Origin of the sequence: Streptomyces sp. NPDC057438 (genome assembly GCF_042802995.1) — a bacterium.
Classification (GTDB): Bacteria; Actinomycetota; Actinomycetes; order Streptomycetales; family Streptomycetaceae; genus Streptomyces.
In genome coordinates this window covers 136143-155395 of sequence record NZ_JBHVDD010000005.1, presented here as the reverse complement: position 1 = coordinate 155395, position 19253 = coordinate 136143, and the positions used below count along the sequence as shown (strand labels likewise).

The following is a 19253-nucleotide window of genomic DNA, read 5'->3' as shown; positions in this document are numbered from 1 at the left end:
GTCAGGGGGATCCTTACGCGGTGAGGGCGGGCTGCTGGAGCAGTTCGGCGCGGTAGCGGGCGGCGGCGGACACGGTGGCGGGGCCGCCGAGGGCGACCACCCCGACCAGCCGGCCGCCGTGGTGGTAGCCGGCCAGGACGTCCCCGGCGGGATCGCCCTGAAGGACCCGTACGTCGTCCCGGCCGAGGAGCGGCGCGCCGAAGGACTGGAGCCGGAAGTCGTGCTGGTCGCTCCAGAACGTCGGCAGCGGTGCGAAGGGGGGCAGTTCGGCGCCGGTGAGGACCTTCGCCGCGTGCTTGGCGGTGTCCGTGGGGATCGACCAGTGCTCGACGCGGCGGGGCACGCCGTCGTAACGGGCGTTGGGGAAGCGGGCGACATCGCCGACGGCGACCACGTCGGGCCGCCCGCCGACCCGGAGCTGCTCGCAGGTGAGCACGCCGTCGGACAGGTCCAGGCCGTTGCCCTCCAGCCACTCGACGTTGGCGACCGAGCCGACCGACTCCACCACCACGTCGGCGGGCAGGACGGTTCCGTCGCCGAGCACCACACCCGTGACCCGGTCCTCGCCCTCGAACCCGGCGACACCCGTACCGAGCGCGAACCGCACCCCGCGCTCCTCGTGGCGCCGCAGCAGCGCGCGGCCGAGCAGGTCACCGAGCGGACCGACCATGGGCAGCGGCAGCGGATCGACCACGGTCACCTCGGCGACCCCGAGGCCCACGGCCGTGGCGGCGACCTCGCAGCCGATGAACCCGGCGCCGATCACGACCACCCGGGCACCGGGACGCGTCAGTTCCTCGCGCAGGCCCTGCGCGTCGGTCAGCGTACGGACCGTGTGGCGGCCCGCGAGCGGGCCGGGGCAGGCGAGCCGGCGGGGCCGCATACCGGTGGCGACGACCAGGGCGTCGTACGACAGCGTCGAGCCGTCGTCGAGTTCCACGCTCCGCTCGTCGAGGCGCGCGGCGACGGCCTTCGTGCCGAGCCGCCACTCCACGTCGGCCACGCTCGCGCGGGGACGGAAGGCCAGCGACTCGAAGGGCGCCTTCCCGGCCAGCACCTCCTTGGAGAGCGGGGGACGGTTGTAGGGCATGTGCGGCTCGTCGCCGACGACGGTGACGTCCCCGGTCCAGCCCGCCGCCCGCAGCTGCTCGGCGGCGCGCAGGCCGGCCATGGAGGCACCCGCGACGACCACGCGTCCGGTCATGGTGCTCAGCCCTCGATCCGGATGGCCTGGAGGGGGCAGACGTCGGCGGCTTCCTCGACCTCGTCGAGGAGCGCGTCGTCGGGGTCGCTGACGTAGGCCAGGTGCCCGTTCTCGTCGAGCTGGAAGACGTCGGGGGCGGCGAAGACGCACTGTCCGTGGTCCTGGCACTTGTTCATGTCGACGACGACCTTCATGGCCGGTCCTCCTGGGAATCAGGGCGTCGGGCGGGGTGGGGAAGCCGACGGTGAGGCATCTCGTTTGGCTTCAAACAACATAGGAAGCCGTCACCCCCTGGTCAATACCTGTCCAGGTGGATAATTTTTTGAGGCCGACCCCTTGCGGGCCGCTGGAGACATTCCTATCGTTTGGCATCAAACAATCGGCCCCAGTCGTCTAGGAGACAACGGTGAGCGCATCTGAAACGCCGGCCGTCGGGCATTACCAGGAGCGGCTGGCCGCAGAGGGCATCGATGTGGTCCGGGTGACCTACCCCGACCTCATCGGCACCGACCGGGCCCGCGACGTGCTGCTCGACCAGCTGCCGACGGCGTGCGAGCACGGTCTCGCCTTCTGCCGGGCTGTCTACCACACCTCGCCCCAGGGCGATGTCGTCCCCGTGGCCGGAGGGCTGGACGCCGGCCTGCCGGACATCCATGTGCGGCCCGACCTCGACACCCTGGTCGCCCTGCCCTGGGAGCCCGGCGTCGCCGTCTGTCTCGGCGAGACCATCGACCCGGCCACCGGCGTACCGGCCCCCGAGTCGCCGCGCGACCTGCTGCGCTCGGTGCTCGCCCGCTGTGCCGAACAGGGCCTGCGCCCCGTGGTCGGTCCCGAACTCGAATACTTCCTCTGCGACGAGGACCCCGCCTCACCCAGCGGCTACAAGCGCTACGCGGGCACCACCGGCGCCGTCTACACCGCCGGTCTGCGCGCGGACCCCGACAACCACCTGCTGCGCACCCTGCGGCACCTGCGCGACCTGCGCATCGGGGTCACCAACGGCAACCACGAGTTCGACGGCGGCCAGTTCGAGATCAACCTGACGCACTCGGAGGCCCTCTCGGCCGCCGACCGCTCCTTCCGCTTCAAGGCCGCCGTCAAGGAACTCGCGCGCCGGGAGGGCCGCCTCGCCACCTTCATGGCCAAGCCCTTCAACGACGCCGGAGGCTCCGGCTTCCACCTCCACCTGTCCTGCGACGACGAGCGGGGACAGAACGCCTTCGACGACCCCGCGGGCCGGTACGGGCTGTCCGACACCGCCCGGCACGCCGTCGCCGGCGTCCTCGCCCACGCCCCGGCGCTCGCCGCCCTCGCCAACCCCACGATCAACTCCTACAAGCGCTTCGGCCCCGACACCCTCGCGCCCTGGCTGATCGACTGGGGGCTGGACAACCGCAGCGCCATGGTCCGCATCCCGCCCGAGCGCGGTGCCGGCGCCCGGCTGGAACTGCGGCTCGGCGACGCCGGAGCCAACCCCTACCTGCTGATCGCCGGCGCGATCGCCGCCGCGCTGCTCGGCGTCCGCGCGGGCGAGGAGCCCCCCGCCCCGCTGGAGGGCTACGGCTACGACACCGCCCGCTCAGCCGTGCTGCCGACCAGCCTGCCCGCCGCCCTGGACGCGCTGGAGGCGGACACCGCCCTCACCGAGATCCTCGGCAAGGACTTCACCACCTCGTACCTCTCCTACAAGCGCGATGAGGTCGACCGCTTCCAACGGCACGTCACCGACTGGGAGTTCACCGAGTACGCCTACCACCTGTGAAGCCCAGGAGAACCACCGCCATGACCACTTCAGCCCACCTTCCTCCCGCCCTCGTACGCGAGGCCGTCCAGGAGCCCATGCCCCTGGACGACGTGGACCTCGCCGACCTCGACAACTTCACCGACGGCGTCACCCCCTGGCGCATGTTCCACACCCTGCGCCACGAGGACCCGGTGCACTGGCAGCCCGAGGAGGCCCCCAACTCCGGTTTCTGGTCGGTGACCCGGCACGCCGACATCGCCCGCGTCGACCGGGACGCCGAGACCTTCACCTCCACCCGGTTCGTCAACCTGGAGGAGGTCGACGAGGACCAGATCAAGATCCGCGCCTCCATCCTGGAACTGGACGGCGTCCGCCACCGCGCCCTGCGCAGCGTGATCCAGCGGCAGTTCGGCGCGAACGTCATCAACAGCTACACCGACTTCCTGCGCGGCCTCACCGCCCGCACCCTCGACGCGGCCCTCGCCAAGGGCACCTTCGACTTCGTCGCCGACGTCTCCGCCGACTTCCCCATCAACGTCCTCGCCCGGCTGCTCGACGTGCCCCCGGAGGACAACCAGCGCCTCATCGACTGGGGCAACCGCATCATCGGCAACACCGACCCCGACTACGCCGACGTCCTCCTGCACAGCGCCGAGAGCGAGAAGTACCGCGACCTGCCGTTCCGTTCCCCCGCCTCCCTCGAAGTCTTCGAGTACGGCCGTGAACTGGCCCGGCAGCGGCGCGGCGGCGACGGCACGGACCTGGTGTCCAAGCTGGTCAACACCACCCCGCGCGACGGAGTCCCGCTCTCCGCGCAGGACTTCGACAACTACTTCCTGCTCCTGGTCGTGGCCGGCAACGAGACCACCCGCCACACCATCACCCATTCCATGCTGGCCCTGCTCCAGCACCCGGAGCAGCTCGCCCGCCTCCAGGAGGACCCCTCCCTGATCCCGGCGGCGACCGAGGAGTTCCTGCGCTGGGCCTCCCCCGTCTACCACTTCCGCCGCACCGCGACCCGTGACGTCGAACTCGGCGGGAAGCAGGTCAAGGAGGGCGACAAGGTCGTCATGTGGTACGCCTCCGGCAACCGCGACGAGGCGGTCTTCGGCAACCCGTACGACTTCGACGTCGCCCGGGCCGACAACGACCACGTCACCTTCGGCAAGGGCAGCCCGCACCTGTGCCTGGGCAACCTGCTGGCCCGCACGGAGATCCGCATCATGTTCGAGGAGCTGATCCCGCGGCTCGCCGACATCCGCCTCGTCGGTGACGTGCCGCGCGTCCGCTCCAACTTCGTGAACGGCATCAAGAAGCTGCCGGTCGAGGTGACCCTCGCCTGACCCGCCTCGGGCACCGGTGGGGGAGATGCCCGCCGGTGCCCGAGCCGGGCGGGTGGGACGGGGGCGCCGAACCGGGGGCGCTCCGGTGCGGCGCCAGGGTCCTTCGACGGAGATCCGTCGGAGGACCCTGGTTCTCGTTCACCCCCGTCCACGGCCGCAGCTTCTCCGGGTTGCGGACCGCCCGGATCCGGGTGACGTGTCCGTCGCGGACGTCGAACGACGCCACCGTCATCACCACGCCCGCCCGCCGGGCCACCAGACCCGGCACCCCGTTGACCGACCGCTCCAGGAGTTCGAGGCCGAGGGCGCTGTCGGCGAGGGCGACCAGGTAGCGCGCGATGCGCGCGCCGCCCTCGACCGGGCGCAGGACGGCGCCGACCAGGCCGCCGCCGTCGGCGGTCAGCAAGGCGGACGGGTCCAGGAGGGCGACGAGGGCCGCGATGTCCTTGGCCTCCCACGCCTCCTTGACCCGGCGCACCACCTCGGCCCGGCCGGACGCCGTCACGGGGGCGGCCGGAGCGGACACGTCCCCCACCCGCCGCCGGGCGGAGGCGGCCAGCTGCTTGCAGGCCGCGGGGGTCCGGCCGAGCACGCCCGCGATCTCGGCGAAGGGGTACCGCAAGACGTCGTGCAGCACGAACGCCACGCGCTCGGCGGGCGTCATCGACTCCAGGACGACGAGGAAGGCCATGGCCACGGACTCGTCCAGGAGGATCTGGTCGGCGGGGTCCGCGGACCCGTTGAGGGCGGCGGCGCCGGCCTGCTCCCGCTCGGCGCGGTCGGGCAGCGGCTCGGGCAGCCACGCGCCGACATGGCGTTCGCGGCGGGACCGTGCCGAGCCCAGCAGGTCCAGGCAGATACGGCCGGTCGCCGTGGTCAGCCAGGCACCGGGCGAACGGATCGTGCTGGCCCTGGCCAGACGCTGAGCCCTGGCCGGAGGCCGGGCGCCCTGGCCGGACGCCGGATCTGGCCCGCGCCCGACCGGAGCGGGCACGGGATGTCGGGTGCGGCAGGGTGGCTCCTTCCTAACGTGGTGGACGAAAGGAAGGAGACCGGGGTGCTGGAACGGCTCAACCAGGCCATGGAGCACATCGAGGACCGTCTCGATCAGCCGATCGAGGTGGCCGACCTGGCACGGATCGCGGTGACGTCGGAGTACCACCTGCGACGCCTCTTCTCCGCGCTCGCGGGCATGCCGCTGTCGGAGTACATCCGGCGCCGGCGGCTCACCGTCGCCGGCGCCGAGGTGCTGGCCGGTGAGCGGACCCTGCTGGAGATCGCGGTGCGCTACGGCTACGGCTCCGGGGAGGCGTTCGCGCGGGCGTTCCGCGCCCTGCACGGCGTCGGCCCGGGGGAGGCCCGGCGGACCGGGGCGAGTCTGCGGTCCCAGCCCCGGATGTCCTTCCGCCTCGTCGTCGAAGGGAGCACGAGCATGCGGTACCGAGTCGTGGAGAAGGAGGAGTTCAGGGTGGTCGGAAGGGGGACCAGGGTCCCGCTCGTGCACGAGGGGATGAACCCGGCGATCGCCGACTTCGTCCGGGGCATCGGCCAGGAGACACTGCGGCGGATCGAGAGCCTGTCGGACCAGGAACCGCGGGGTGTCGTCTCCGTCAGTGACAATCTCGACGGCAGCCGGGCGGAGGGAACCGAACTCGACTACTTCCACGGGGCGGTGACCCGGGCCGCGGTCCCCGACGACCTGGAGGACTCACCGTCCGGGCCGGGACCTGGGCCGTCTTCGAGAACTCCGGGCCCTTCCCGCAGGCGCTGCAGTACCTGTGGCGGGACGTGTTCACCCAGTGGTTCCCGTCCAACCCCTACCGCAGCCGTCCCGGCCCGGAGATCCTGCGGACCCGGCTGTCGCCCGACGCGGCCCGGGCGGACGCGGAGCTGTGGATCCCGGTGGAGCGGACCCCGCTCTGAGCGCCGGCGCGCGGCGACCGCACGTCGTCGCGCGCCGGGGGCGAGGTGATCCCGTCGAGCAGGCGCCCCGGTTCACCGAGATCGGCGCGGGCATCCGGCTCGCGCCCGACGCCAGGCGTGTTCCGCGCCGGCTCGGCGGCGGTGAGATCCGCGGCCGCACGCCGCCCGGGTCGGTGCGTCCGGAGTGGTCGCGACCGGCGCCCTGCCCGGGTGCGTCGCTCGTCGGCACTCCGCCGAGTCGGCAGTCCGGCAGGATGCACCGGGGGCAAGGCAAGGGTCCGTCAGCCGGCCGGCTTCCAGCCCTGGAGTTTCGGCAGGACCTTCTCCGCGACCCGGAACAGCGCGTCGTCGTCGGGCCTCTGGGAGTCCTGGCGCCAGATGACGAGTTCGAAGGTGCTGCCGCTGTCCTTCGGGTCCGTCGCGACCAGCAGCCGGCGGGCGACACCGCCGGGGCCGGACGTCGCGTCACCGCCGTCGAGCCTGAAGGAGACGGAGATGGTCTGCCCCGAATAGAGGACCGCCCGGTGTCCCAGGACGGTTCTGCTCTCGGCGTCGGCGCCCAGGTAGTCCTCCGACTCGGCCACCGGGAGATCGTCGAAGGACGCCGACAGCTTCACGGTGTAGGTGTCCAGCTCGACGGTCGCCTCGGGAGTGACGGTCCTGGTGCCGTCGGCCCACTTCGACTCGCTGTCCCCGCCCGACGCGCTGACCGCCTGCTCGGTCGGTGTACCGAGAAGTTCGGGCAGGTCCGCGCGGTTCAGTGCCGTGCAGAGCCGCGCACCGGAGACGGTGCCCCGCGGGGCCCGCGAGGCGTCGTCCGAGGACGAGCAGGCGGCCGGTCCCACGGTGCCGGGCGTGTCGCCGAGGAAGTCCCCGACCAGCCACAGACCGCCCAGGACCACCCCGACGCTCGCCACCGCCGAGAACACCTGCGCCCCCGTGCTCATCTCCTTGCGGGGGTTCGCTCCGGGCCCCGTTCCCGGAGCCGCTCCCGGCCCGGCGTGCCCACCCGCTCTCGCACCCGTTCCGGAAGCGGTGACGTCGTCGATCATGTGCCCCCGTGCCCCCGCCTTGATGTGCACACGTCCCCCGTGTGCCGGGGGAGCCTAACCTGTGACCGGACCGAGGGAGAACGGAATTCCGCGTACGGGATCCGTCCGGACACGAAGGAGGGGAACGTCATGTCCCCGCAGGGCTCACCCGCTTCCCGGCCGGACTCAGCCGGCGCTCGGTCCGGCGCAGTCGGCGCCCGCGGCGCCCGCGGCGCGCGCTCAGCGTCGCTCGGCGTCGCCGTCGTCGGCACCGGCCGGATGGGCGCCGACCATGTGCGCCGGCTCACCGAGGTGATCAGCGGCGCCCATGTGGCCGCCGTGGTCGACCTCGACACCGACCGCGCCGAGGCGGTCGCCGCCGGAGTCGAGGGATGCGCGGCCTACGCCGACACGGCGGAGGCGCTGGCCGCGCCGGGGGTCGACGCCGTCCTCGTCGCCTCCCCGGGGCCCGCCCATGAGGCGGCCCTGCTCACCGCCTTCGCGCACGACCTGCCCGTCCTGTGCGAGAAGCCCCTCACCCCGGACCCCGCCTCCGCCCTGCGGCTGCTGGAGGCCGAGCGGCGGCTCGGACACCGCCGGGTGCAGGTCGGGTTCATGCGCCGCTACGACCGGGAGTACCTCGCGCTCAAGTCCCTGCTGGACAGCGGGGAGCTGGGCCGGCCGCTGCTGCTGCACCACCGGCACCGCAACGCCGAGTCACCGCCCGGATTCACCGACGCGATGGCGATCAACGACTCCGTCGCCCACGAGATGGACGTCACCCGCTGGCTGCTCGGCCAGGAGATCACCGCCGTCACCGTGCTGCGGCCCCGGCCGTCCGCCCACGCCCCCGAGGGTCTGAGCGACCCGCAGTTCGTCGTGTTCGAGACCGACGGGGGCGCCGTCGTCGATGTCGAGATCTTCCTCACCGCCCGCTACGGCTACCAGGTGCAGGCCGAGGTGGTCTGCGAGAACGGCACGGCACGCATCGGTGACGGCCACGACATGCTCGTCAACACGGCCGGACGCTGGGGCGGCACGGTCACGCCGGGCTACCTCGAACGCTTCGAGGACGCCTACGACCGTCAGGTGCAGGCCTGGGTGGACGCCACCCGCCGCGGCGAGGTCACCGGACCCGGCATCTGGGACGGATACGCCGTCGCCGCGATCTCCGAGGCGGGCGTCCGCGCCCAGCGGGAGGGCGTCCGCGTCGAGGTGGACCTCGTCGAACGCCCCGCTCTCCACTACTGAACGCGGCCCTACCCGACGGCAGAGACATGTGATGTTTCCATCGGTCAAAGTAGGCTTACATCCCGAAAAAGCACGCAACTGCCGTCCCCTGCAGTAACATTCATCCCTGCGCGATCGTTGACAGTGGCGGTCCGCATGCCTGACGTTCGTGCGTATGTCGCAATCGATCAGCAGGCGTAGGCTCCTGACGGGTGCCACGGCCGTCGTCGTCGCCACCGCCGCCACCGACGTGTTCGCGGCCGGGAGCGCCCTGGCCGCCTCCAAGACCAAGCCCACCTGGGAATCCGTGAACAGACACACCGCCGCCCCCGAGTGGTTCCGGGACGCGAAGTTCGGCATCTACTTCCACTGGGGCGCGTTCAGCGTTCCGGCCTACGACAGCGAGTGGTACCCGCGCAACATGTACATGGCGGGCCACAAGGCGAACAAGCACCACATCGACACCTATGGCGACCCGGCCCGGTGGCAGTACCACCACTTCATCGACGGGGCCGACGATCTCGCGGGCCACCACACGGAGTTCGCGCCGAAGCTCAAGTCGGCCGGCGGGAACTTCGACCCGGAGGAATGGGTCCAGCTGTTCGTCGACGCGGGCGCGCGGTTCGCCGGGCCGGTCGCCGAGCACCACGACGGTTACTCGATGTGGGACAGCCGGGTCAACGAGTGGAACTCCGTGGACAAGGGCCCGAAACTGGACCTGCTGGAGCTGTTCACCGACGCCGTCCGGGCGAAGGACCTGAAGCTGCTGGTCGCGATGCACCACGCGTACAACTACACCGGCTTCTTCGAGTTCGCGCCCGAGCAGTCCGACCCCAGCCTGAAGAAGCTGTACGGGCAGCTCGGCCCGGAGGCCGAGAACCAGCTCTGGTACGACAAGCTCAAGGAGGTCGTCGACCGGTCCCGGCCCGACATCCTCTGGCAGGACTGGCGGCTCGACCACGTCGACGAGAAGCAGCGCCTGAACTTCCTGTCGTACTACTTCAACGAGGCGGACAAGTGGGGCAAGGAGGTCGTCGCCACCTACAAGGACGGCTTCGACGCCCACAGTTCGGTCTTCGACTACGAGCGCGGCGGCCCCGCCGACATCACCGCGCCCTACTGGCTCACCGACGACAGCATCTCCAACAGCAGCTGGTGCTACACCGAGGGCATCGGCTACTACTCCCTCGCGCAGATGCTGCACTCGTTCGTCGATCGGATCAGCAAGAACGGCACGGTGCTGCTCAACATCGCGCCGAAGGCCGACGGCACCATCCCGCAGGGCCAGAAGGACATCCTGCTCGGGATGGGCGACTACCTGAAGCGGTTCGGCGAGTCGGTCTACGGCACCCGGGCCTGGACCGTGTACGGCGAGGGGCCGACGAAGATGGGCGGCGGCTCCTTCACCCGGCCCACCGCCGGTACCGCCCGGGACATCCGGTTCACCCGCGACAAGGAGGGCACCGTCCTCTACGCGACCGTCCTGGGCTGGCCCGGCGACTCGCTGACCCTGAAGACGCTCGGCTCCGACCGGATCGACCTGGACTCGCTCACCTCGGTGGAACTCCTCGGGTCCGAGCCCGGTACCTACCTCGGCCTCGACGCCCCGGACCAGCAGGCGACCGGGCTGAAGGTGACCCTCCCGGCGAAGCCCTTCGACGCTCCCGCGTACGTCCTCAGATTCCGCTTCTCGGGGGACATCCCCGTGCTCCAGCCGCACCTGGGAGCGCTGGCCTTCGAGGACTCGCGCTTCCGCGGCGACGGCGTCGTGCTCTCCCTGGGCGACCACACGGCCGACCAGCTCACCCTCGCCGGCATCGAGCCGCGCAGGCTCTCCTCGTTGAAGCTCGCCCCGGCCCACCGGCTGGTCGGCTACTCCGCCGACGACTTCACCGGCACCGCCTGGACGTTCACCGCCGACAGCCCCCGGGTCCGGGAGAAGATCACCTCGCTGCGGGTCGTGCTCGATCCCGCCGCCCGCTTCCGGATCACCAACGTCGTCAACGGCCTCTCCCTGGACAGCGGGGGAGCGGTGCCGAGCGGTTCGCCCCTCAAGCAGTGGGCGTGGGACGACTCCGCCAACCTGCAGTGGTACGCCGTCCCCCTCGGCAACGGCCACTACAAGCTGGAGAACCGGGCCAACGGCATGGTCGCCGACGGCTGGGGAGCCACCGCAGACGGCTCCGCCGTCCGGCAGGCGGCGTGGAAGAACTCCACCGACCAGCACTGGCTGATCACCCACCGGGGCGACGGCCGCTACACCCTCGCCAACCGCACCACCGGGCTCGTCCTCGACGGCGGGGGCAATGTCTCCGCCGGTTCGGCCGCCAAGCAGTGGACGTGGAGCTCCAGCACCAGACTGCTGTGGACGCTGACCCAGGCCTGACGCCCCCTCACCACTCCCCGGACAGATCCAGCAGCACCTTGGAGGCGACCGTGCGGTCCTGAGCCGTGTCGAACGCGGCGACGGACCGCTCCAGCGGGAAGGTGTGCGTGACGACCGCGTCGACCGGGAGGCCCTGGGCCAGCAGGGACAGGGCCTCGTCGAACTCGGTGTCGAAGCGGAAGGACCCGCGCAGTTCCAGCTCGCGGGTGACCGCGACATTGCCCAGCAGCCCGATCTCCCCCGGCGGCAGCAGCCCGAGCATCACCACGACGCCGCCCCGCCGTACCCGCTCCACACAGCTGCGCAGCCCGGCCGGCGCCCCGGACGCCTCCACGGCGAGGTCGAACACACCGGCCCAGGCGGGATCGGCGGGCCGGTCCGCCCGCACGGTGGCGGTGGCGCCGACCTCTCCGGCGATCCGGAGCGGCTCCGCGTGGAGGTCGCTGACGACGACCTCGGCGGCGCCCGCGTGCCGCAGCGCGGCCACGACCAACAGGCCGATCGGACCGGCCCCGGTGACCAGCACCCGTCTGCCGCTCACCGCACCCGCCCGGCGTACGGCGTGCAGCGCCACCGCCAGCGGCTCGGCGAGCACGGCTCGTCGCAGACCGAGCCCCGGCGGCAGCTCCCGCACCTGGCCGGCCGGCACGGTGATGTGCTGCGCGAACCCGCCCTGCACATGCGGGGTGTGGGCCGCGCTGCCCAGATAGCGGGTGTGTGCGCAGACGTTGCGCGCGCCGCGTGCGCACTCGGGGCAGACCCCGCACGGCGTGGCGGGGTGGACAGCGACGGCCGTACCCACCGCGGGGGCGTCCGGCCCCTCGACGCCGGCTCCGAGCGCGGCGACCCGGCCCACCACCTCGTGGCCCAGCACCATGGGCTCGCTCACGGCGAAGTCGCCCACCCTGCCCCGGTGGTAGTAGTGCAGATCGGAACCGCAGATCCCGCCGAGGGCGACGGCGACCGCTATCTCACCGGGCGCGGGACCGTCGTACGGCCGCTCCTCGACGCGGAGGTCGCCGGTTCCGTGGACAACGCACGCGTGCATGGGTGCTCCTTGAGGGGTCGGCCGGGTCACAGGACAGACAGCATGCCGCCGTCGACGTACAGCAGTTGCCCGTTGACGAAGTCGGAAGCGGGGGAGGAGAGGAAGAGCAGGGCGCCGACCAGGTCCTCCACCCTGCCCCAGCGGCCGGCGGGGGTCCGCCCTCGCACCCAGGCGCTGAACTCCTCGTCCGCGACCAGCGCGGAGGTGAGTTCGGTGTCGAAGTACCCGGGGCCGATGCCGTTGACCTGGATGCCGTGCGGCCCGAGGTCGGCGCACATGCCCTTGGTGAGCATCTTCAGACCGCCCTTGGTCGCGGCGTAGGGCGCGATACCGGGGCGTACCGCCTCGCTCTGCAGCGAGCAGATGTTGACGATCTTGCCGTGGCCCCGCGGGGCCATCCGGCGGGCGACCTCGCGGCCCACGAGGAAGGCGCTCGTGAGGTTGGTGTCGAGCAGAGCCTGCCAGTCATCGTCGGTGAAGTCGAGGATGGGGGCCCGGCGTTGGGCGCCTGTGTTGTTGACCAGGATGTCGATCGGGCCCGCCCGGTCCTCGATCCGGGTGACGGAGGCGGCGACCGCGGCGGAGTCGGTGACGTCGAACGCCTCCGCGCGGACCGCCTCGCCGAAGGATCCGGCCAGTTCCGCGCGGGTGCTCTCCAGGGCGTCGGGGTTCCGGCCGTTGAGGACGACTGTGCACCCGGCCTCCAGCAGGCCGACGGCCAGCGCCCGGCCGATGCCCCGGCTCGACCCGGTGACCAGCGCGATGCTTCCGGTGATGTCGAAGAGGGGGTGGCTCGTCATGCACTGTCTCCCTGTTTTCCCACTGAGTGGAAAATGTGTCTGCTCAACGGAAAAGTATCGTCGAGCGCAGGAGTGGTCGCTGTCAACCGGCGGGATGTCTTTCCATCCAGTGGTAACTTGCCCGCCGTGAGCGGCAGTGAGGTACCCACGGACGTCGTCGGACGGGCGATCAGGCTGCTCGTCCTCGTGGGCGAGCACCCGCACGGGATCACCCTGTCCGAACTGGCCCGCGCCAGCGGTGTCCCCGTCAGCACCGCCCACCGGCTGGCCGGCTCGCTCCGCCGCGAGGGCCTGGTGGAGTTCGAGGCCGACGGCAAGCGCTACAAGCCGGGACTGCGCCTCTTCCAGCTCGGGCAGCAGGCCGGACAGGTCTACGGATTCGCCGGCACCGCCCTCCCCGTGATGCAGCGGGTGACGAGCCGGACCGAGGAAGCCACCCTGATGTCCGTCCTCGACGGCACCCGGCATCTGTACGTGCACTACGTGGACGGCCCCCTCCCGGTCGGCGTCCGCAGCGAGCCGGGCCGCCACGGGCCGCTGCACTGCACCTCGATGGGCAAGGTCCTCATGGCCTTCGCCCCCGACGACGTCCGCGCCGACCTCCTGGACCGCGTCGAGCTGACCCCGCACGGACCCAACAGCGTCACCGACCGCGACGTCCTGCGCGCCCACGTGGCCCGCGCCGCCGAACTCGGCTACGCCACGGCCGACGAGGAACACCACCCCGGCCTGCGTGCCGTGGCCGTCCCGATCCTGCGCCCCGACGGCACCGTCTTCGCCGCCCTGTCCACCGCCGCGCCCGCCTTCCGCCGCAGCGTGGACGATCTCGTGGCCCTGGTCCCGCTGCTGCGGTCGGCGGCGGACGAGCTGGGGGTCCGACTGCCCGCCCGTTGACCCGCGCTCGTTCCCCACGGTGAACTTCCCTTCAGCGAGGGCGAGTTCACGGCGGAGAGCGCACGACGGAGAGGGCTGAGGCATGGGCGACCCGGACGGCAGGCGCACGAAACCGCTCGACGGCAGGACCGCGCTGGTCACCGGCGCGGGCACCGGAATAGGCCGGGAGACGGCCCTGATGCTCGCCGGGGAGGGCGCGAGGGTGGTCCTTGTCGGACGGCGTCGGCACCTCCTCGACGAGGTCGCCGCCGCCGTCTCGGACGCCGGAGGCACGGCCTTCGCCCGCTCCGCCCGTGTGGAGGACGCCGACGAGATGCGAGAGCTCGCCGTCTGGACCCGGGAGGCCGCCGGCCCCGTGGACGTCCTCGTCAACAACGCGGGCGGCGCCGGCCCGACGGGCGACCTCCGCGGACTCGGCGAGGACGAGTGGAACGCCGTCATGGGCGTCAACCTCACCGGCGTCTACCTGCTCACCCGGGCCGTCCTCCCGCACATGCTGGAGCGCGGCGGCGGCACGGTCATCACCGTCTCCTCGCTCGCCGCGCTGCATCCCACCCCGCTCGGCGGTGCCCCCTACGGAGCGGCGAAGGCGGGCGTGCGCAACTTCACGGCCTATCTGCGCGCCGCATACCGGGACGCACACATCCGGGCGACCTGCATCCTGCCCGGCGAGGTCGACACCCCCGCCCACGACGGCCGCTCCGTCCCGCCGAGCCGGGAGCGGCGGGCCGCCATGGTGCGCCCGGAGGATGTGGCACGGGCCGTCCTGCTGTGCGCCACGCTCCCCGGGCGGACGGTGATCGAGGAACTGGTCATCGCACCCACCGTGAGCACCCCGCCCCGGCTCAGTGGTCCGTGACCGCGGAGGCGACCGGGGTGACGGCCGCGGCGGCCGTCCTGAACGTCGCCCCACGGCCGGCTGATCCGATCGTCCGCCTCCCTACCCGCCTCCAGCCGACGGTCACCCCGAACCGTGCGTTCCGCGAGGGGACGCCCGGGTGACCACGCGAGGCGGCACACAACGGGGGACCGGCGCCCACGAAGAACGTCCGGGCCGACCCCTCACGAGGGGCCGGCCCGGACGCCGTGAGCGGGAGTGATCAGACGAGGTCGAAGCGGTCCAGGTCGGCGACCTTGGCCCAAGCCGCGACGAAGTCCTTCACGAACTTCTCCTTGGCGTCGTCGCTCGCGTAGACCTCGGCGAGGGCGCGCAGCTCGGAGTTGGAGCCGAACACGAGGTCGGCACGGGTGCCGGTCCACTTGATCTCGCCGGTGTCCGCGTCACGGCCCTCGAAGAGGGTCTGGTCGGCGGAGGTGGACTTCCAGGTCGTGCCCAGGTCGAGCAGGTTGACGAAGAAGTCGTTGGTGAGCACGCCCGGGGTGTCGGTGAAGACACCGTGCGAGGACTGGGCGTGGTTGGCGCCCAGGACGCGCAGACCGCCGACGAGGACCGTCAGCTCGGGGGCGCTCAGGGAGAGCAGGTTCGCCCGGTCGAGCAGCAGGTACTCGGCGGGGAGGCGGTTGCCCTTGCCCTGGTAGTTGCGGAACCCGTCGGCCGCCGGCTCCAGCGCGGCGAACGACTCGGCGTCCGTGTGCTCCTCGGTCGCGTCCACACGGCCCGGGGTGAAGGGAACCTCGACCGCGTAGCCGGCGTCCTTGGCGGCCTTCTCGACCGCGGCGGCACCGCCGAGGACGATCAGGTCGGCCAGGGAGACCTTCTTGGCGCCTGAGTTGAACTCCGCCTGGACGCCCTCCAGGACGCTCAGCACGTGACGCAGGTCGTCCGGGTTGTTGACCTCCCAGCCGCGCTGGGGCTCCAGACGGATACGGGCACCGTTGGCGCCGCCGCGCTTGTCGCTGGAGCGGAAGGTGGAGGCCGACGCCCACGCGGTGGACACCAGCTGCGAGACCGACAGGCCCGAGGCGAGCAGCTTGCTCTTGAGCGCCGCGATGTCGGCCGCGTCGATGACCTCGCCCTCGGCCGCCGGCAGCGGGTCCTGCCAGATCAGGGTCTCCGCCGGGACCTCCGGGCCGAGGTACAGAGACTTCGGGCCCATGTCACGGTGGGTGAGCTTGAACCAGGCGCGGGCGAAGGCGTCCGCGAACTGGTCGGGGTGCTCGTAGAAGCGACGCGAGATCTCCGCGTAGATCGGGTCGAAGCGGAGCGACAGGTCGGTGGTGAGCATCGTCGGGAGGTGCTTCTTCGACGCGTCGTGCGCGTCGGGGATGATCGCCTCGGCGTCCTTGGCCACCCACTGCTTCGCGCCGGCCGGGGACTCCGACAGCTCGTACTCGTACTCGAACAGGTTCTTGAAGAACCCGTTGCTCCACTGGGTCGGCGTGGCGGTCCAGGTGACCTCCAGGCCGGAGGTGATGGCGTCGCCGCCCTTGCCGGTGCCGTGGGTGGACTTCCAGCCGAGGCCCTGCTGCTCCATGGAGGCGGCCTCGGGGTCGTCGCCCACGTTGTCCGCGGGGCCGGCGCCGTGCGTCTTGCCGAAGGTGTGACCACCGGCGATGAGGGCGACGGTCTCCTCGTCGTTCATCGCCATGCGGCGGAACGTCTCACGGATGTCACGGGCCGCGGCGAGCGGGTCCGGGTTGCCGTTGGGGCCCTCCGGGTTGACGTAGATCAGGCCCATCTGGACGGCGCCGAGCGGGTTCTCCAGCTCGCGGTCGCCCGAGTAGCGCTGGTCGTCCAGCCAGGTGGTCTCGGGACCCCAGTACACGTCCTCGTCGGCCTCCCAGACGTCGGCACGGCCGCCGGCGAAGCCGAAGGTCTCGAAGCCCATCTGCTCCAGGGCGACGTTACCGGTGAGGATCATGAGGTCGGCCCAGGAGATGGACTGGCCGTACTTCTTCTTCACCGGCCACAGCAGACGGCGGGCCTTGTCCAGGTTGCCGTTGTCCGGCCAGCTGTTCAGCGGCGCGAAGCGCTGCTGACCGCGGCCGCCACCGCCGCGGCCGTCGTGGATGCGGTACGTGCCGGCGCTGTGCCAGGCCATACGGATCATCAGCGGGCCGTAGTTGCCGAAGTCGGCCGGCCACCAGTCCTGTGAGGTGGTCAGTACCTCGGCGATGTCCTGCTTGACGGCCGCGAGGTCGAGGTTGTTGAACGCCTCGGCGTAGTCGAACTCCCCGCCGAGGGGGTTCGCCACGACCGGGTCCTTGGCGAGGATCTTCAGGTTGAGCCGCTCCGGCCACCACTGACGGTTCCCGCCGCCCTGGGTCGGGTGCGCGGCACGCCCGTGGGCGACCGGGCAGCCACCCGTTTCCTCGGGCTTCGCGTCCGTGACGATCGCGTCGTGGTTCTCAGTCATGGGAGTCCTTCCGGAACTGGTGGATCACGGTGCTGAACTGCTGGCTTCGGAACAGGGGGGACACAGGCCCCAGTAGATGACCTCGGCCTCGTCGATCGCGAAGCCGCGGTCGTCGGAGGCGGTCAGACACGGGGCGTGCCCGACCGCGCAGTCGACGTCGACCACGACACCGCAGTTGCGGCACACGAGGTGGTGGTGGTTGTCCCCGACACGGCCCTCGTACAGGGCGGGGCTGCCGGGTGGTTCGAGGCGGCGTACGAGGCCCGCGCTGGTCAGAGCGTTGAGCGCTTCGTACACGGCCTGGAGCGATATGTGGCCCACACGATCGCGCACCCCTGAGGCGATCGCTTCGACACCGAGGTGGTCGCCGATCCGGACGGTCTCCAGCAGCGCCACGCGCGCGGCCGTCACCCGCAGGCCGGCACCGCGCAGCTCCTCGGCGGTGTTCGGAGGCTGGGATGCGGTCATGCGGACCAACCTACCCCCCTAAACACGAATAGTTCAAGAAAGCGAACCACCCAAGTTTGAGTGTGGTGTTTCGGCCACCCGCGGTGACCGCCGGGTGCGTCGGTTCCCTGGTGCGTCGGTTCCGGGTGAGCGGGGCGGTGGCACCTCGCGCGCGCGTCCATGATGTTCCGGGCGTGCCGGGGGTACCCGGTGACACGAGCGGCGAGCCCCGTCCCGGTGAAGGAGGCGGTCGACAATGAGCCCCACCGCCCACGCGCGGCACGAGCGGAGCGACGACCGGACCTACGACGCCGGGCCGTACCTCCCGAGCCGTGGCGGTCTGCCCGCCCATCGCCGGGCCGCGGCCGACTGCCGGGGGTGCCCCCTGTGGGAGGACGCCCGCGGGACGGTCTTCGGCAAGGGCGACGCGTCCGCGCGCCTCCTCCTCGTCGGCGAGCAGCCGGGGGACCAGGAGGACCGGCAGGGCGAGCCGTTCGTCGGCCCCGCCGGACGGCTGCTGCGGCGGGCGCTGGAGCAGGCCGGGATCGACATGGACACGGCCTATGTGACCAACGCGGTCAAGCACTTCAAGTTCACCCGGCCCCCGGGCGGCGGCCGACGCCGTATCCACAAGGCGCCCGACCTGCGCGAGGTCGCCGCCTGCCGTCCCTGGCTGCTCGCCGAACTGCGCCTGGTCCGGCCCGAGATCGTGGTCGTCCTCGGCGCGACGGCGGGCAGGGCGCTGCTCGGCCCCGCCTTCCGGGTCACGAAAGACCGTGGCGCTCTGCTGCCCCTGCCCTTGGACGGGGGGCCGGGGCCGTACGTCGTGGCCACGCCCCACCCCTCCGCCGTGCTGCGCGCCGACGACCGCGAGGGCGCGTACGCGGGGCTGGTGTCGGACCTGAAGGTGGCCGCCGATGCCTTGGCCAAGACTGAGCCGTAGCTGCCGTAGCTGCCGTAGCTGCCGTGGCTCTCTCGATGCCCGTGGTGCTCGTGTCGTCATCGCCGTGCCGCGCCGCTCAGGGCTTGCGGGCCACGCCGCCGAAGCAGTCGACCTCCGACGGCTCGGCGGAGCCGCCCGGCTCGGCCCGCCACCGGGCCACGGACACGAGCCCGGGCGCCAGCGGTTCCAGGCCGTCGAAGAAGCGGTTCAGCTGCTCGGGGGAGCGGTTGACACGCGGGTTGTCGCTCGCCGCGTTCCAGTGCGCGACCATCGCGCGCATCGCCTCCGGCCGGTACACCTCCGTGCTGTCGCCGAGCACGAGGTGGCTGCCGGACGGCAGGGCGGCCAGGAGCCGGGCGACGATGTCGTACACGCTCTCGTCGGGTACGTGCGCGGTGATCCCGAGCAAGATCAGACCGACCGGGCGGGAGAGGTCGAGGGTGCCGGCCGCGCGGTCCAGGATGGTGTCCGGGTCGCGCAGGTCGGCGGCGACGAAGGCGGTGGCGCCCTCGGGGGTGCTGGTGAGCAGGGCGTGGGCGTGGGCGAGGACCGTCGGGTCGTGATCGACGTAGACGATCCGCGCGTCCCGGGCCGCGTGCTGGGCGACCTCATGGGTGTTGTCCGCGGTGGGCAGTCCGGTGCCGATGTCGAGGAACTGGCGTAAACCGGCCTCCTCGGTCAGATGGGTGACCGCTCTGCGCAGGAACGCCCGCTGGGCGCGGGCGATGCCGACGATCTGCGGGTTCATCCCGTGGATCTCGTCTCCGACCTGCCGGTCGATCTCGTAGCAGTCCTTGCCGCCGAGCCAGTAGTTCCAGATCCGGGCCGAGTGCGGCACGCCGCTGTTGATCACCGGACGGTCAAGTGGCATGGCTGCTCCCCGTGTTGGTGCTTTCGGCCGCCGCCAACCTAGCAAGATCGCCACGTACGTGACCGGTGGACG

Annotated in this window: 15 protein-coding genes and 2 pseudogenes; 8 read left to right on the top strand and 9 right to left on the bottom strand. The window is 71.8% G+C overall.

Translation table 11 applies throughout. From position 1 onward, the window contains the following. Window positions 1–13 precede the first annotated feature (13 nt). Window positions 14–1204 (bottom strand): NAD(P)/FAD-dependent oxidoreductase, encoded by a 1191-nt coding sequence (locus tag ACFU5F_RS05730; protein ID WP_383882429.1) that lies wholly within the window; start codon window positions 1202–1204, stop codon window positions 14–16. A 5-nt stretch (window positions 1205–1209) separates the two neighbouring features. Continuing rightward, entirely contained in the window at window positions 1210–1398 is a 189-nt protein-coding gene (locus ACFU5F_RS05725; RefSeq protein WP_012998879.1) for a ferredoxin, read from the bottom strand. 212 nt (window positions 1399–1610) lie between these two features. Between ACFU5F_RS05725 and ACFU5F_RS05720 the strand changes: the two genes are divergently transcribed. Beyond that, on the top strand, window positions 1611–2966 hold the full coding sequence (locus ACFU5F_RS05720) for a glutamine synthetase family protein (protein WP_383882426.1): 1356 nt from the start codon (window positions 1611–1613) through the stop codon (window positions 2964–2966). 20 nt (window positions 2967–2986) lie between these two features. Next, window positions 2987–4291, top strand: a complete 1305-nt coding sequence (locus ACFU5F_RS05715) for a cytochrome P450 (RefSeq protein WP_383882423.1) — start codon at window positions 2987–2989, stop codon at window positions 4289–4291. Between the two features lie 148 nt (window positions 4292–4439). Here the strand turns inward: ACFU5F_RS05715 and ACFU5F_RS05710 are convergent. Further along, window positions 4440–5195, bottom strand: a pseudogene (locus ACFU5F_RS05710) (sigma factor-like helix-turn-helix DNA-binding protein); the annotation flags it as partial. 153 nt (window positions 5196–5348) lie between these two features. Between ACFU5F_RS05710 and ACFU5F_RS05705 the strand changes: the two are divergent. Next, window positions 5349–6214: pseudogene (locus ACFU5F_RS05705) on the top strand (helix-turn-helix domain-containing protein). A 281-nt stretch (window positions 6215–6495) separates the two neighbouring features. On the opposite strand, the gene ACFU5F_RS05700 reads toward ACFU5F_RS05705, so the two are convergent. Beyond that, window positions 6496–7161: a DUF6215 domain-containing protein gene (locus tag ACFU5F_RS05700; protein ID WP_383882420.1), complete on the bottom strand. Its 666-nt coding sequence runs from the start codon at window positions 7159–7161 to the stop codon at window positions 6496–6498. Between the two features lie 234 nt (window positions 7162–7395). Between ACFU5F_RS05700 and ACFU5F_RS05695 the strand changes: the two genes are divergently transcribed. Together ACFU5F_RS05695 and ACFU5F_RS05690 are read left to right on the top strand one after the other, a co-directional pair. Beyond that, a complete protein-coding gene (locus ACFU5F_RS05695) occupies window positions 7396–8496 on the top strand; it encodes a Gfo/Idh/MocA family protein (protein ID WP_383882417.1) in 1101 nt (366 codons plus the stop codon). Between the two features lie 154 nt (window positions 8497–8650). Further along, window positions 8651–10861, top strand: a complete 2211-nt coding sequence (locus tag ACFU5F_RS05690) for an alpha-L-fucosidase (RefSeq protein ID WP_383882414.1) — start codon at window positions 8651–8653, stop codon at window positions 10859–10861. A 7-nt stretch (window positions 10862–10868) separates the two neighbouring features. Here the strand turns inward: ACFU5F_RS05690 and ACFU5F_RS05685 are convergent, their stop codons facing one another. Both ACFU5F_RS05685 and ACFU5F_RS05680 read right to left on the bottom strand, forming a co-directional pair. Further along, window positions 10869–11909, bottom strand: a complete 1041-nt coding sequence (locus ACFU5F_RS05685) for an L-idonate 5-dehydrogenase (protein WP_383882411.1) — start codon at window positions 11907–11909, stop codon at window positions 10869–10871. A 26-nt stretch (window positions 11910–11935) separates the two neighbouring features. Next, complete coding sequence (locus ACFU5F_RS05680) at window positions 11936–12709, bottom strand: SDR family oxidoreductase (RefSeq protein WP_383882408.1); 774 nt, start codon at window positions 12707–12709, stop codon at window positions 11936–11938. A 126-nt stretch (window positions 12710–12835) separates the two neighbouring features. Between ACFU5F_RS05680 and ACFU5F_RS05675 the strand changes: the two genes are divergently transcribed. Beyond that, window positions 12836–13603, top strand: a complete 768-nt coding sequence (locus ACFU5F_RS05675) for an IclR family transcriptional regulator (RefSeq protein ID WP_383882405.1) — start codon at window positions 12836–12838, stop codon at window positions 13601–13603. 82 nt (window positions 13604–13685) lie between these two features. Next, entirely contained in the window at window positions 13686–14462 is a 777-nt protein-coding gene (locus tag ACFU5F_RS05670; protein WP_383882402.1) for an SDR family oxidoreductase, read from the top strand. A 241-nt stretch (window positions 14463–14703) separates the two neighbouring features. Here the strand turns inward: ACFU5F_RS05670 and katG are convergent, their stop codons facing one another. Both katG and ACFU5F_RS05660 read right to left on the bottom strand, forming a co-directional pair. After that, window positions 14704–16920, bottom strand: coding sequence for a catalase/peroxidase HPI (gene katG, locus ACFU5F_RS05665; protein ID WP_383882399.1), 2217 nt, complete (start codon window positions 16918–16920; stop codon window positions 14704–14706). Window positions 16921–16944: 24 nt separating this feature from the next. Then, on the bottom strand, window positions 16945–17388 hold the full coding sequence (locus ACFU5F_RS05660) for a Fur family transcriptional regulator (RefSeq protein WP_383882396.1): 444 nt from the start codon (window positions 17386–17388) through the stop codon (window positions 16945–16947). 235 nt (window positions 17389–17623) lie between these two features. On the opposite strand from ACFU5F_RS05660, the gene ACFU5F_RS05655 reads away from it, so the two are divergent. Beyond that, window positions 17624–18310, top strand: coding sequence for a UdgX family uracil-DNA binding protein (locus tag ACFU5F_RS05655; RefSeq protein ID WP_383882393.1), 687 nt, complete (start codon window positions 17624–17626; stop codon window positions 18308–18310). 76 nt (window positions 18311–18386) lie between these two features. Here the strand turns inward: ACFU5F_RS05655 and ACFU5F_RS05650 are convergent, their stop codons facing one another. Continuing rightward, entirely contained in the window at window positions 18387–19181 is a 795-nt protein-coding gene (locus ACFU5F_RS05650; RefSeq protein ID WP_383882389.1) for an SAM-dependent methyltransferase, read from the bottom strand. Between the last annotated feature and the right edge of the window lie 72 nt (window positions 19182–19253).